Origin of the sequence: Kitasatospora sp. NPDC058184, from assembly GCF_042883725.1 — a bacterium.
Taxonomy (GTDB): Bacteria; Actinomycetota; Actinomycetes; order Streptomycetales; family Streptomycetaceae; genus Kitasatospora.
The window spans coordinates 191992-205439 of sequence record NZ_JBHVVE010000011.1; the positions used below are offsets into that span (position 1 = coordinate 191992).

General features: G+C 74.5%; 14 protein-coding genes. 8 read left to right on the top strand and 6 right to left on the bottom strand.

Features of this window, described 5'->3' with window-relative positions:
- Positions 1–40: 40 nt before the first annotated feature.
- Entirely contained in the window at positions 41–1240 is a 1200-nt protein-coding gene (locus ACFVXH_RS22615; protein ID WP_117493018.1) for an FAD-dependent monooxygenase, read from the top strand.
- A 40-nt stretch (positions 1241–1280) separates the two neighbouring features.
- Here the strand turns inward: ACFVXH_RS22615 and ACFVXH_RS22620 are convergent, their stop codons facing one another.
- Positions 1281–3290, bottom strand: a complete 2010-nt coding sequence (locus tag ACFVXH_RS22620) for a hypothetical protein (protein ID WP_387826491.1) — start codon at positions 3288–3290, stop codon at positions 1281–1283.
- 140 nt (positions 3291–3430) lie between these two features.
- Between ACFVXH_RS22620 and ACFVXH_RS22625 the strand changes: the two genes are divergently transcribed.
- The 3 genes from ACFVXH_RS22625 (at position 3431) to ACFVXH_RS22635 (ending at position 6157) form a co-directional block, all read left to right on the top strand.
- On the top strand, positions 3431–4450 hold the full coding sequence (locus ACFVXH_RS22625; RefSeq protein WP_387826494.1) for a substrate-binding domain-containing protein: 1020 nt from the start codon (positions 3431–3433) through the stop codon (positions 4448–4450).
- A gap of 267 nt (positions 4451–4717) precedes the next feature.
- Entirely contained in the window at positions 4718–5344 is a 627-nt protein-coding gene (locus ACFVXH_RS22630) for a CBS domain-containing protein (protein ID WP_241853098.1), read from the top strand.
- Between the two features lie 162 nt (positions 5345–5506).
- The gene (locus ACFVXH_RS22635) at positions 5507–6157 is read left to right on the top strand and encodes a beta-glucanase (RefSeq protein ID WP_074004845.1); all 651 of its coding nucleotides are present in this window, start codon (positions 5507–5509) and stop codon (positions 6155–6157) included.
- A gap of 40 nt (positions 6158–6197) precedes the next feature.
- Here the strand turns inward: ACFVXH_RS22635 and ACFVXH_RS22640 are convergent, their stop codons facing one another.
- Positions 6198–6737: a hypothetical protein gene (locus ACFVXH_RS22640; protein ID WP_387826497.1), complete on the bottom strand. Its 540-nt coding sequence runs from the start codon at positions 6735–6737 to the stop codon at positions 6198–6200.
- A gap of 152 nt (positions 6738–6889) precedes the next feature.
- Here ACFVXH_RS22640 and ACFVXH_RS22645 point away from each other — a divergent pair, with 152 nt between their 5' ends.
- On the top strand, positions 6890–7261 hold the full coding sequence (locus tag ACFVXH_RS22645; RefSeq protein WP_387826500.1) for an SHOCT domain-containing protein: 372 nt from the start codon (positions 6890–6892) through the stop codon (positions 7259–7261).
- Positions 7262–7378: 117 nt separating this feature from the next.
- Here the strand turns inward: ACFVXH_RS22645 and ACFVXH_RS22650 are convergent, their stop codons facing one another.
- Positions 7379–7789 carry an organic hydroperoxide resistance protein gene (locus ACFVXH_RS22650; RefSeq protein WP_049658109.1) on the bottom strand — a complete coding sequence of 137 codons (411 nt, stop codon included), beginning with the start codon at positions 7787–7789 and terminating at the stop codon, positions 7379–7381.
- 194 nt (positions 7790–7983) lie between these two features.
- Between ACFVXH_RS22650 and ACFVXH_RS22655 the strand changes: the two genes are divergently transcribed.
- The 3 genes from ACFVXH_RS22655 (at position 7984) to ACFVXH_RS22665 (ending at position 10191) form a co-directional block, all read left to right on the top strand.
- Positions 7984–8457 (top strand): MarR family winged helix-turn-helix transcriptional regulator, encoded by a 474-nt coding sequence (locus ACFVXH_RS22655; protein WP_049658111.1) that lies wholly within the window; start codon positions 7984–7986, stop codon positions 8455–8457.
- Positions 8458–8782: 325 nt separating this feature from the next.
- Positions 8783–9355: an RNA polymerase sigma factor gene (locus ACFVXH_RS22660; protein ID WP_049658113.1), complete on the top strand. Its 573-nt coding sequence runs from the start codon at positions 8783–8785 to the stop codon at positions 9353–9355.
- On the top strand, positions 9352–10191 hold the full coding sequence (locus ACFVXH_RS22665; protein WP_387826505.1) for a hypothetical protein: 840 nt from the start codon (positions 9352–9354) through the stop codon (positions 10189–10191). Before ACFVXH_RS22660 ends, ACFVXH_RS22665 begins: the two co-directional genes overlap by 4 nt.
- A 70-nt stretch (positions 10192–10261) precedes the next feature.
- Here the strand turns inward: ACFVXH_RS22665 and ACFVXH_RS22670 are convergent, their stop codons facing one another.
- The 3 genes from ACFVXH_RS22670 to ACFVXH_RS22680 form a co-directional block, all read right to left on the bottom strand.
- The gene (locus ACFVXH_RS22670) at positions 10262–10930 is read right to left on the bottom strand and encodes a GAP family protein (protein ID WP_387826508.1); all 669 of its coding nucleotides are present in this window, start codon (positions 10928–10930) and stop codon (positions 10262–10264) included.
- A 226-nt stretch (positions 10931–11156) separates the two neighbouring features.
- Positions 11157–12569 (bottom strand): argininosuccinate synthase, encoded by a 1413-nt coding sequence (gene argG, locus ACFVXH_RS22675; protein ID WP_387826511.1) that lies wholly within the window; start codon positions 12567–12569, stop codon positions 11157–11159.
- Positions 12570–12781: 212 nt separating this feature from the next.
- Complete coding sequence (locus ACFVXH_RS22680; protein ID WP_387826514.1) at positions 12782–13441, bottom strand: rhomboid-like protein; 660 nt, start codon at positions 13439–13441, stop codon at positions 12782–12784.
- Positions 13442–13448: the final 7 nt, after the last annotated feature.

The following is a 13448-nucleotide window of genomic DNA, read 5'->3' on the forward strand; positions in this document are numbered from 1 at the left end:
CCAGACACAGTTTCACGATCCTCGGACGGAGTGGATTCCCATGAGCACCAAGGTCCTGATCTCGGGCGCGAGCATCGCCGGCCCCGCGCTCGCCCACTGGCTGGGCCGGTACGGCTTCGAGGTGACCGTGGTCGAGCTGGCCCCCGCGCTGCGCGACGGCGGCCAGGACGTCGACTTCCGCGGCCGCACCCACCTGACCGTGCTGGAGCGGATGGGCGTCCTGGAGGAGCTGCGCACGCTCGGCACCGGCGGCAGTCCGATGACCTTCGTCGGCCCCGACGGGCGCCAACTGCTGCACCTGCCCGCCGAGTTCGCCGGCGGTGACCTGGAGGTCCCGCGCGGGGAGCTGGCCCAGCTGCTCCACCGGCACAGCAGCGCCCGCGCCGAGTACGTCTTCGGCGACTCGATCACGGCGCTGGAGGAGACCCCGGACGGGGTCCGGGTCGCCTTCCGGCACGGGGCGCCGCGCGAGTTCGACCTGGTGATCGGCGCCGACGGGCTGCACTCCACCGTCCGCCGGCTCGCCTTCGGCCCCGAGCAGCGCTACGTCCGCCACCTCGGCTACTACGCGGCCACCTGGCAGCTGCCCAACGACCTCGGACTGCCCGTCGGCGGGGTCGGCCTCAACGTCCCCGGCCGGCTGATGTCCGTCGGCGCCGACCACCGCGACCCGAGCCGGGCCGGTGCGTTCTGCCTCTTCGCCTCGCCCGAACTGCGCTACGACCGCCACGACCCGGCGCGGCAGAAGGAACTGGTCCGGGCCGCCTTCGCGGGCCTCGGCTGGCGGGTGCCGCAGCTGCTGGAGAGCCTGGACGCCGCCCCCGAACCGTACTTCGACTCGATCAGTCGCGCCGACGTGCCCGCCTGGTCGACCGGTCGGATCGCCCTGATCGGCGACGCCGCCTGCGGCGCGACCATCGGCGGCATGGGCACCGGGACGGCGGTGGTGGCCGCGTACGTCCTGGCCGGCGAGCTGGCCCGCGCCCGCGGCGACCACCGGGCCGCCTTCGCGCGGTACGAGCACCTCCTGCGCGGCTACGCGCAGGGCTGCCAGAAGGGCGGCGACCGCACCGGTCCGTTCCTCGCGCCGCGCACGGCCACCGGGCTGCGGTTCCGCAACGCGCTGCTCAACCGGCGCTGGGCGCTGGAGAAGATGCTGGAGCTGGGCAAGCAGGTCAGCAGCGTCGAACTGCCCGACTACGAGCGGGAGCTGTCCCGTCGGCCGCGGGCCGCGGCCTGAACGGGAGCGCTCGGGGTGGAAGGGAGACGGGGCGCGGGGCTCAGTGCGGTGGGTCGATCCGGGCGCCGTTGTCGAGCAGCGCCTCCACCTGGACGGCCGCGCGGGCGGGGCGTTCGACGGCCAGGGTGCGGTCCGGCGCGGGCCGGTCGGCGGACCAGCCCGAACCCTTGACGGTGAGCCGGGTGACCCGGCGGCTGCCCGCCGCGAGCACGAACTCCGTCCCGTGCGGGGAGCGCCACCAGGTCCAGGCCACGGCGTCCCGCTCGAAGCGGCCGCAGGCCCGGCCCGGTCCGCCGCCGGTGCGCTGCGCGCCGCGGGCGCCCGGCAGGACGACGGCGGTGGCCGCACTGCCCGCGCCGTCCCAGCGGTCGGCGCGCAGGCAGACCCAGGAGGCCGAGCCCGCGTTCTGCGGCAGCGGCTGGAGGGCGAAGGCCCAGAGGTTCAGCTGTTTGACGCCCGGTGTGCCGTCCGGAACGGCGCAGCCGGCCCGGGACCAGGCCAGCAGCGCGTCCTGGGCGGTCGCCTCGCGTGGCTCGCGGTCGGCCTGGGCGCGGTCGGCTTGCGTGCGGTCGGCCTGGGCTCGGTCGGGTGGTGAGCCGTCCGGTAGGGGGCGCTCCGGTGGCGGGGCGTAGGTGAGGTGTGCGGGGATCAGGCCGCCCAGGTCGGCCAGCAGGAAGGCGGACCTCTCGGCCTTCTCGGCGACCACGGGGGACGAGTGCAGCTGGAGCAGGGTGGCGCCCTGGCAGTCGGCGGGCCCGCCGGCCGGGGCCGGGGAGGTGAGGCCGTCGGGGTGCTCCAACGGGCGGGCGGGGGTGTCGGGCCGGTCGATCCGGCGGGTCTCGGCGGAGTCCACCCAGGGCGCCAGCAGGTACCGGACGGTGGCGCCCTGACGGCGCAGGACCACCGCGCCGGCCGTGGTCGGGTCCGCGTCGTCGGCCCGGGCGAGGTCCAGGTCTCCGCTGTCCCGACCGCCCTGACCGTTCTGGCCGTCGGTGTAGCGGGCGATCCGCTCGCCGTCGGAGAACACCACGACACCGGTGCCGTCCACCGTCCCGGCGAACAGCAGGTGCGGCGCGGGCGCGGCGGGCGGGCCGGCGTCCGTACCCGGCTCGGCGTGGGTCCGGCTGCCGGGTCGGGCCCAGGCGGCCAGGGCGCGGCCGAGCAGCGCGCCGTCCTCGCGCCGCTCGCCACGGGCGGGCCAGGCGGTGAAGTCGACCCGGCTGGTGTGCTGCCAGGCGTCGGGGGCGACCCGGACCAGGTGGGACGGGTCGGGGTCGGCGCCCGCGAGCGGCACCGTCGTCGGACGGCCGGGCGCCGCCGGGTGCGAACCGCCCAGCACGCCCGCCGTGGTGGTGAGGCCGAGCACGCCGACCGCGAGCGCGGCCGTCAGCGTACGGCGCCGGCGCAGCAGGTCGGTGGGCTGCACCCGGACGGCGCAGGGGTCGAAGGCGGGCGGCAGCGGATCCGGACCGGACGGCACCTGCCCGGCCACGGCCACCGCCACCGCCGGGTGCGCCACTCCGGCCTGCCGTAGTACCTCGGCGGCCCGTTCGACGCCCAGCCCCTCGACCGTCCGCAGGGCGAAGGCCGCCCTGGCCGGGGCGGAGAGCGCGGCGAGCGCGTGGTCGAGTTCCGCGTCCCCCTCGCCGCCGTGCGGGGTGAACAGCCGCAGGCCCCAGACCCGGGGCGTGAGGAGACGGGCGGCCGGGCGCGGCCGGAGCGCGGCGCGCAGCACCCGCAGGCGCAGCGCGGCGTAGGCCGGGTCGTCCGGGGCGTCCGTGCCTTCCGGAGCGTCGGAGGGCCCGGGCCCGGGCGCGGACGGTCGGACGGCGGTTCGGTCCGTGCGGGCCCAGCGGGTGGGCAGGGCGCGCTGGACGGCGCAGTGGGCGGCGAGCACCCGGGTGTGCCGGTCGCGGTCGGCCGGCAGCGCCAGGTAGGCGAGCCGGACCAGCCGTCGGTAGTGGCGCACCAGCGAGGCCTCCGCCAGGGCCACCGGGCGCGCCGCGACATCCCGGCGCAGCGCGGCCGTGCTCACCGTCCGTACTGCCAAGGGGCCCTCCCGGGAGCCGTACCGCTGTCGTGGTGGACGGTCCAACGAGTCGATCATGTGATGGTTGCGCCGTCCGGGGTGATCGGCGGGCATATGACGGACGTGCGGCGCGCCACCGCTGGAAGAACGTCCGGCGAGCGATGGCGGCCCGCCCGGTGCCGACCCGCGGCGACGGCGCCGCCGACCTGGTCGGCGTGGGCGCCCCGGCCGCCGACGCGCTCCTCAACCAGCTCGCGGCGGACTACAACGCCTCGCTCGCGGCGGCCGGGGACACCACCTCGCCCCGGCTCTACAGCCGGGACGCCCGGGGAACCAGCAGGATCACGCCCAAGACCGGGGCCTACGAGATCTTCCGGCCGACCAACACCCGGAGCGCCCTCAACGCCCTGGTGCTCAACAGCAGTGGAACGGTCGACTTCGCCAGGCTGAGCAGGCCGCCACAGCAGGGCGACCCGACCTCGATCGACTTCGTCCCGCTCGTGAGGGACGCGGTGACCTGGGCGGCCCCGGCGGGCGGCAACGCACCGAAGAACCTGACGACCGCCGATCTGCGGTGGATCTACTCCTGCGACATCACCAACTGGCGGCAGATCGACCCGAGCCTTCCGGACGCGACGATCAGGCCCGTGGTACCCGGTGTCCACGTCTCGGACCCCGCCACGCTTCGATCGTCCTACCTCTCCGACGAGATGACCGCCTTCGCGGCCGCCGCCTCCCCGAACGGCGATCCGGGCACCTTCTACGCGGGCCCGTGCGTGACCTCCGGCGTCGCCGAGGACCACGGGGAGGACGCGGTCCTGCACGACCCGAACGCGATCGTCCCGTACTCGGTCGGCCGCTGGGTCGGACAGGTCACCGGCGGTCACCGGAAGCCGGGCGACGACCCGGGAGTGCTCGTGCCGCAGTCCCTGGACGGAACGGCGCCCACGGTCGACGGCGGGACCAACCCGGCCTTCCTGACGACCTGGCACGGCCGGACCCTCTACCTCGGGGTGCGGGACGGCGACTGGACGAGTGCCGACGCGCAGGGACGGGCGCTGCGGGCCGTGTTCGGTCGGAACGGCTGGTTCTGCACCTCCCCGGCGGCCGCGGCGGCCGTCCGGAGCCACGGGTTCCTGCGGGTGCCCGTCTTCGTCTGCGGGGCGACCACGCACGCCTGACGGCGTCGTTCCTGCGGCTGCCCCGGTCGGGGACGTGGTGCCGGTGCCCAGTGGGGGCGTGGTGCCGGTGTCCGGTCGGGGGCGTGGTGTCGGGGCCGTGTCAGCAGGTCGGGGCCCAAGGTCCCGCCCGTTCGGCCCCTTGGCCCCTGGCGGTCGCGGCCGTTACGGGCGATGCTGCCGGTACCGGCCGGGACGATCCGCGTCCGGTCGGACCAGCATCGTTGGACGAGGTGAACCGGCGTGCGGCATGCCACCGTCGAATCCGTGATGACCAGCCCCGTGGTCCTGGTCTCGCCCGAGACCGGATTCCGGGAGATCGTGACGCTGCTGAGCGAGTACGACATCACCGGCGTACCGGTGGTGGACCCGGAAGGGCGACCGCTCGGCGTGGTCTCGGAGGCCGACCTGCTGCGCACCCTGGCCGCGCAGGAGGACCCGGCCAGCCTGCTGCCCGCGCCCGAGTCGGCGCAGGCGGGCCCGGACGGCGAGGTGACCGCGGCCGACCTGATGACGGCGCAGCCGGTCTGCACCACGCCCGGCACCAGCGTGGTCGCGGCGGCCCGGCTGATGAGCCGGCACGGCCTGAAGCGGCTGCCGGTGCTGGACGAGGAGGGGCGGGTCGTCGGCATGGTCAGCCGCGGTGACCTGCTGCGGGTCTTCCTGCGCGAGGACATGGTGATCCGGCGGGAGATCGTCGAGGAGGTGCTCGGCCGGATCGACGGGGTCAGCCCGGCGGAGATCGGGGTGGAGGTCACCCAGGGGCGGGTGGTGCTCAGCGGCACCGTGCCCGAGCAGCACCTGGTGCCGATCGTGCTCAACCTGTGCCGCTCGGTGGACGGGGTGGTCTCGGTGACCGACCGGCTCGGGGCCGGAGGCGCGGCTCCGGTCGGCTGACCTGCTCGGCGCCGACCCCTGACCGGCCGTACCGGTCCCGAATCGCACGTTCGTCCCGGACCCGAACGATCCACTTCGCATACTGCGGAGGGTATCGGGTAACTCACCCTGTGTGCCTGGCGGTGCGGACTGCCGGGACGCCAGCGCTCCGGGGAGGCGGCCGTGGCAGTCGTGTTCGACGCGGACTTCACTTCGACCAGGCAGTGGATCGCCGGGCGCAGCAGCGCCTATCCCCGGATGGGGCCGACCAACCGGAGCGACCACAAACTCGACTACCTCAGCCGCGACTACTGCCCCGACGGGCAGTTCACGGCGGTCAGGAGGCACAGTGGCGGGCTGTGGAGCTGCAGTCTGCTGACCACCGAGGGCAGTCCCGACGGATTCCAGCTCCGCGCCGGGGACGTGCTGTCGGCGAGCGTGACACTGCCGGTCGAGCTGGGTGCCTGGCCGGCGATCTGGACCTGGCGGGACGGCGGCAACGAGGTGGACGTCTTCGAGTACCACCCCGACAACCCGGACCTGCTGGAGATCTCCAACCACGTCCGCGGCGGCTTCCGGTACTGGCACGGTGCGAGCGCCGGGATCGGGCCGGGGGCCACCTTCGGCCTGCGGGTGGTGCTCGGCGCGAACTCGGTGGACTGGTACGTGGAGGACGAGCTGGTCTACGCGGACCTGCACGGGGTCGGGGCCGCGTGGCACGCGTACCTGATCGTCAACATGTCGGTGGCGGACGGGACGTATCACGACCGGCCGCCGTACGGCGGGCCGGACCGGCTGAGCTGGGTGTGCCACAGCCTCCAGGTCGAGCGCTGAGGGAGGCGGGGCGGGCGAGGGCGGGCAGGGGCGCCCGGGGCTACGGTTCGTGGGGCGCGAAGGAGGCGGTGATCGGGCCGCGGGGGGCGTACCCGCCGCGTGCGTCGACGGGGGTGAGCAGGCCGCGGGGGCCCTGCGAGCCGTACGGGTTGTGCGGGTCGGCTGGGGCGTGTGGGCCGTGCGGGTTGGAACGCTGGAACCAGATCGCCCGGCGGTACGGGCCGATGTGGGCCGGGTCGGCCACGTACAGGTCGTCGCGCGGGGCGCGCTCGTTGCCCGGGGCGAGCGCCGCGTCCACGGCGCGGTCGGCGATCGCGCGCAGCAGTGCGGTGGCGGTGGCCTCGGCGGCCGCCGGCGCGATGGCGAGGGCCGTGAGCTCGGCCCAGAGCGCGGTGGCGACGTAGCCGATCGGGGAGTGGCCGAGCGCCGGGTGGGGGCGCGGGTCCGGGTGGCGCCGCAGCACCCCGGCGGCGACGAGCTGCTCGGGGGAGCGGTCGTCCTCCGGCGGGTGGAAGGCCATGGACGGCTGGTGAGCCGTGGGCCGCTGGGGGTGGAACGCGGGCGGCGGGTGGTGGGTCACCAGCGGCACGCTACCCCGGTGGGGCCCGGGAACGGTTGCCGGAACGTTTTCTCAGCCCACCCTCACACCGCTTTCACCACCGGCGGGAGCACGATGGTGGTAGGCGCTGCTCACCTCGGCGGGCCCCGACGGGGCCGGAGGAGGAGGTCCTGATGAGGTACTGGCACGGGCACGGCCACTACGTGGGTGGCTGGGGCGTGGGGCTGATGGCGTTCGGGACGCTGATGTTCCTGGTGATCGTCGTCCTGCTCGCCGTGGCCCTGTTCCGCTACGTAGCGCGCTCGCGGCAGCCGACCCCGCCCGGTCGGGCGGCCCCCGGCGCCGGAGGAGCCGGGGTGGGCGGTCCGCACGGCTGGGGCCCGCTGGGCCAAGGGGGCCAAGGGGGGCAGGGAGGGCAGGGAGGTCCGGGGGTGTCCCCGGAGCAGTTGCTCGCGGAGCGGTTCGCTCGGGGTGAGATCGACGCGGAGGAGTACCGGCACCGACTGGACACGCTGCGTTCGGCGAACGGGCCAGGAGGCGACTGAGCCCAGGGAGGACGGACCGGGCCCGCCGCATCGCGTGCGGCGGGCCCGGTCCGTCGGTGGGGCGGTCGGAGGGCGCTCGGGGTGCTCTTCCCCCGGGGCGCTCCTTCTCGGGGGTGCTTACTCGACGACCAGCTCGACCGGGATGTTGCCCCGGGTGGCACGGGAGTACGGGCACACCTGGTGCGCCTGCTTGACCAGCAGCTCGCCGGTCTCGCCCGCGAGGGACTCGGGCAGCTCGACGCGCAGCACGACGGCGAGGGCGAAGCCGGCCTCGTCCTTGCCGATGGACACCTCGGCGGTCACCGAGACCTCGCTGGTGTCCACCCGGGCCTGGCGGCCGACCAGGCCGAGGGCGCTGGCGAAGCAGGCGGCGTAGCCGGCGGCGAAGAGCTGCTCCGGGTTGGTGCCCTGGCCGCTGCCACCGAGCGCGGGCGGCATGGCCAGCGCGAGGTCCAGCTGTCCGTCGGAGCTGACGGCGCGGCCCTCCCGGCCGTTGGCGGTGGCGGCTGCGGTGTAGAGCGCGTCCATGGTGGCTTCCCCTTCGGGTCCTGGGTGTTCCTGCGGTCGGTTGTCCGGGCGGTCGCCGGCCCGGCGTGCTGGGCGGCGGCCGCTCGGTCGTTGCTGCGTCGCTGCGTCGCTGCGTCGCTGCGTCGAGACAAGTAGAGCACGCAATTCAATTGCGCACAACTAAATGGCGCGATGATGATCGGTACCATGGGTTCATGACGACTCACCCCGGCATGGCGGACGAGGAGCTGCTCCGCCTCGACCAGCAGATCTGCTTCTCGCTCAACGCGGCCTCCCGCGCCTTCGGCGGCGTGTACCGGGTGCTGCTGCGGGACCTCGGGCTGACCTATCCGCAGTATCTGGTCATGCTGGTGCTGTGGGAGGAGGGCGAGCTGCCCGTCAAGCGGATCGGCGAGCGGCTGCGGCTGGACTCCGGGACGCTCTCCCCACTGCTCAAGCGCCTGGAGGCGGCCGGGCTGGTGCGCCGCGAGCGGAGCCCGGAGGACGAGCGGTCGGTCACCGTCCGCCTGACCCCCGAGGGGTCGGCGCTGCGCGAGCGGGCCGGGCAGGTTCCGCGTCGGCTGCTCGCGGCGACCGGGTTGCCGGTCGAGGATCTGGTCGCACTGCGCGGGCTGCTGGAACGGGTGACCGCCACGCTGGATGCGGCGGAGGTGGAGCCGGCGCCGTAGGGGGTTTGGCTCCTGAGGGAGTGGGGGCCGCTTTGCGGGGTGGGGTCCGCAGTGGTGCGGGGATGGCGCGGGTGGCGCCGTGGGGCTTGTCAAGCGACGCCCTCGCACACTGTGATCTGGGTCACGTTGCGAGTCTTCCGGCTGGGTGCGCGAGGGTGAAGCGGCAGGTCAGCCACACTGTTCAAAAGTGAACGGAAACGTTCGGCAATTGTCTGCCCGATCCGGTCAACATCCCGGACCTCCCGGACGGTTACACCACGAGCCCCAAGGGGCCGTCGGCGTGCCACCAGGCGGGCCGGCCAGCCGACCACGAAAGGGGGGTCGCGTGAGCACTCCCGGGCCGGGCGAGGAGCGGGGTCTGCGAGCCGACCCGCTCGGCGACCTGCCGAACGACTTCGAGGCCTTCTTCACCCGCGAGAACTCCGGCTACCTCCGCTACGCCCAGCAGCGCCTGCGGCATCGCGAGGACGCCCAGGACGCCGTGCAGAACGCGGGCACGACGCTCTACAAGAACTGGCGCCGGGCCCTGGCCAGCCCCGATCCGCAGGCCTTCGCCTTCAAGATCGTCAAGGACGCGGTGGTGGACGTCATGCGCGAGCGCCGTCGCACCGAACGCAAGCGGCTGCGGGTGATCGCCCAGCGCCGCCCCGACACCAGCCAGGACGAGCTGAACGAACTCGCCGAGCTGGACGCCCTGGACTGGGCGATGGAGGAACTCGCGCGGGCCGCACCCGTCCAGGCCGACGTGGTCCGGCTGCGCCAGGCGGGGCTGTCGTACCACGACATCGGACGGTCCCTCGGCATCGCGCACACCACCGCCCGCACCTACTACAGCCTCGGGCGGCGTCACCTGGAGTACCTCCTGGAGCACCAGGACGACGGCGGGGCGCAGACATGAGGGTCGTGGACCTGCTGCGCGCGCACGCCGTCGAGCTGGAGCGGGAGTTCGACGACCACGATCCGGTGGACTTCACCCGCCGACTGGCCGAGCGGCTCGCCGCCGCCCGGCGGACCGCCCCGGCGGTGCGCGAGCGCCCCGCCCGGCCGCCCGCCGGGGCCCGGCCACCGCACGCTCCGCTCTCGGGGTCGAGCCCGGGAGCGGCAGCGGGGGCGGGTTCAGGGCTCGGCGCGGGAGCGGGGGCCGGAGCCGGTCCCGGCCTGCGGTCGGGCTCCGGTTCGGGGGCGGGGTCCGGCCCAGGCTCGGGGTCCGGTCCGGGCCCGGGCCCGGGGCAGCCCCGGTGGGCCGGGGGACGGGCGGAGCTGCGGCGCGACCTGCGGCACCTGTGCGCGGGGGTGGCGGGCGCGGTCGAGCCGGGGGAGCTGGCCCTGGACCTCGAACTCGCCGAGAAGACCGCCTTCCGGACCCTCGGCTGCCTGCTGTACGGCATGGGACGTGCGGCGGACGGCGTCTTCTGGTGGCGGATAGCCGCCCAGTACGGGGACCAGCTGGCCGTGCACTGCCTGGCCGTGCACTACACCGCCGAGGGCGAACGGTGCGACGCGGCCCGCTGGGCCGCCCAGGCCCAGGACCTCAGCGCCCCGGGCCGGCTGCCGGAGCTGGCGCCCGACGTCCGGCCGGGCGGGGCGGCGGAGCTGGCGCGGGTGCTGGCGGAGCGCTATGACGGCGAGATCCTGCTGACGGTACGGGAGGCGGTGGCGGCGCGGCCGACGGCCGACCCCGGGCGGTTGGGGGTCCGGGCCGTGCGGGGGCGGGGGGTGGTGCGGATCCGGTGACGGGGACGGGGTGGGTAGGGATGCGGGCCGGCCCGAGGGGTGGGCCGGTCGGGGTCGGGTAGGCGGGGGCTCACGTGAGCCCGGAGACGGCGTCGCCCAGGTACTCGGCGCCGAGCAGCAGCGGGACGGTGATCATGATCGCCGCGCTGTGCGTGGCCGTCCAGGCGCGCCACTCGCCGAGGGTGTGTCGTGCCTGGACGCTGCCCCGGAGGTGTGCCGCGAGCGGCAGCAGGGTGCCCAGCGCACCGAGCAGCACCATCAGGGCGGCGGCCACCGCCTTCTCCCCGCCGCCGGTCGGCGCGGCGGCGATGGAGGCGGCGCCGCCGACGGCCGGGACCAGGGTCTTCGGGTGGGCGATGACCAGGACCATGGCGAGACCGGCGGACCGGGCGGCGGTCAGCCGGTCGATCGAGAGCAGCCAGGCCGGTGGCGCGGTCACCCGGCCGGGTCGCGGTCGTTCGCGCCACTGCCGGGCGGCCAGCAGGACGAGTACGGTGCCGAGGGCGAGCTTCAGCCAGGACGACCAGGTCGGTGTGGTGCGGGCGGGGTTCAACGCGGTGCCCGCGGTTACGACGGCGGCCGACACCGCGGCGAGGCCGAGCAGCCAGCCGGCCGTGAAGGCGACCCCGTTGGCCCGGCCGCGCGGTGAGGCGAGGACCAGCAGGACGGCGATCAGCGGCAGCGGGCTGAGCGCGACCGCCACTGCGGAGGCCAGCATCGGGCCGATCGCTTCACCCATCCCCGGACCTGCCTTCCCGTCGCCGGGCGCCGTCCGCCATTCAGCTCCCGTCGGGCGGGCGGCGCACGGCCGGTGCCGCCGTTCGGGTGAGGGCGGAGCGCGGACGGGGAGCGGTGGCGGGTGCCGGGGCCGGGAGGCGGGGGCGGGCGGAGCGGAGGCGCCGGGGGAGCGGCCGAGGGCCGCCGCACCGCTGGGGTGCGACGGCCCTCCGCGGGCGTGAGGTGCGTCAGTCGGTGCCGGACTCGAGCGCCGCGTGGTCGAGCGCGTTCGGGTCCTCCTCGTCACCGTTGCCGGCGGCGATGGGAGCCGCGCCGCCCGGGGCGAGCTCGCCGATCAGGCCGCTCCACGGTGCCAGCTGGCCGTGCACCGCGTACTGCTCCAGCTTGCTGCGCGAGTCGGCGATGTCGAGGTTGCGCATGGTCAGCTGGCCGATGCGGTCGTCGGGGACGAACGCGGCGTCGACGCTGCGCTCCATCGACAGCTTCTCGGGGTGGTAGCTGAAGTTGGGGCCCTGGGTGTCGATGACCGAGTAGTCCTGGCCGCGCCGCAGCCGCAGGGTGACGCTGCCGGTGACCGGGTGGCCGATCCACCGCTGAATGCTGTCCCGGAGCATCAGCGACTGCGGGTCGAACCAGCGGCCCTCGTACAGCAGCCGGCCGAGCCGCCGTCCCTGGGTGTGGTACGTGGCGATGGTGTCCTCGTTGTGGATGGCGTTGAGCAGCCGCTCGTAGGCGATGTGCAGCAGCGCCATGCCGGGGGCCTCGTAGATGCCGCGGCTCTTGGCCTCGATGATGCGGTTCTCGATCTGGTCCGACATGCCCAGACCGTGCCGACCACCGATGGTGTTGGCCTCGTGGACCAGGTCGACGGCGCTGGCGAACTCCTGGCCGTTGATCCGGACCGGGCGGCCGAACTCGAACTCGACGGTGACGTCCTCGGTCTGGATCTCGACCTCCGGGTCCCAGAAGGCCACGCCCATGATCGGGCTGACGATCTCCAGGGAGGCGTCCAGGTACTCCAGCCGCTTGGCCTCGTGGGTGGCGCCCCAGATGTTGGCGTCGGTGGAGTAGGCCTTCTCGGCGGAGTCCCGGTACGGCAGGTCCCGCTCGGCGAGCCACTCGGACATCTCCTTGCGGCCGCCGAGCTGGTCGACGAACGCCTGGTCCAGCCACGGCTTGTAGATCCGCAGGTTGGGGTTGGCGAGCAGGCCGTAGCGGTAGAACCGCTCGATGTCGTTGCCCTTGTAGGTGGAGCCGTCGCCCCAGATGGAGACGCCGTCCTCCTGCATGGCGCGCACCAGCAGCGTGCCGGTCACGGCGCGGCCGAGCGGGGTGGTGTTGAAGTACGTCTGCCCGGCGGAGCGGATGTGGAAGGCACCGCAGGCGAGGGCGGCCAGGCCCTCCTCGACCAGCGCGGCCCGGCAGTCCACCAGCCGGGCCTGCTCGGCGCCGTACGCGCGGCCCCGGGCCGGGACGTCGGCGAGGTTCGGCTCGTCGTACTGGCCGATGTCGGCCGTGTAGGCGTAGGGGAAGGCACCGTGTTCGCGCATCCACGCTACGGCGACGGAGGTGTCCAACCCACCGGAGAATGCGATGCCGATCCGTTCACCGACCGGCAGCTTGCTCAAGACCTTCGACATGGATGCACCCTTGACCCGCGTGAGCGGGCCCCTGATCTAGCGATGTGTGACGGGATTCGGCGTAATCGATCCGATGCCCGAACTCTGGCATAGATTTGCAGAGTAATGCAAGAGCATACGGAGCCCCGGGTGGAGACGAGGGTTCTCCCGGCTGCTGCGCGTCGACCGGCCCGTTAGTCAACTTGCTTGACTGGACGGGTGGTTGGGGTGGATCAGGAGGCCGAGGCGGGCGCCCGGGTGCGCATCCAGACGGTGCGGGAGGCGAGGGCGCCCAGCCCGAGGGCGACGAGGTGGCCGGCGTCGGCCAGCTGCTGGTCCAGCGCCCAGGCGCCGGCCAGGGCCAGGGCGAGCGCCGGCAGGCCGTAACGGCGCAGCGGGCGCGGGCCGAGCGCGAGGAGGCAGGCACCGGTGGCGACCAGGCCGTAGCTGATGCCCACGTCCCGGGCGCGGGAGAGTGCGCCCGGGATGCGGGCGGTCAGCATCACCCACATGGCGCCCTCGGTGAGCAGCGTGGCGCCCAGGTGCCCGAAGACGAAGACCGCACCGGCCCGGGCCGGACCCCAGCGCCACTCGGCCAGGCCCAGGACGGCGGCGACCGCCGCGATCCCCGCCCAGGCCGGAACCCCGTCGACCACCAGGCCGCTGGTGAACAGGGTCCACCACTTGCCCACTTCCATGTGATGGACGTTGCTGCTGTTGTGCCGGACGAACCGGGCCCGCTCGGCATGGCCCTGGCTCGCCAGCCAGGAGGCCGTCACCGTCAGCAGCAGGACGTACGCCGTGGTGAGGCGCAGGCGGACGGCGGCTCTCAGCGCCGGGTGCCGGGGAGCAGCGGTGCTGGTCGGTGTCCTCGTCGCGAGGCGATCGCTCATCGTGCCT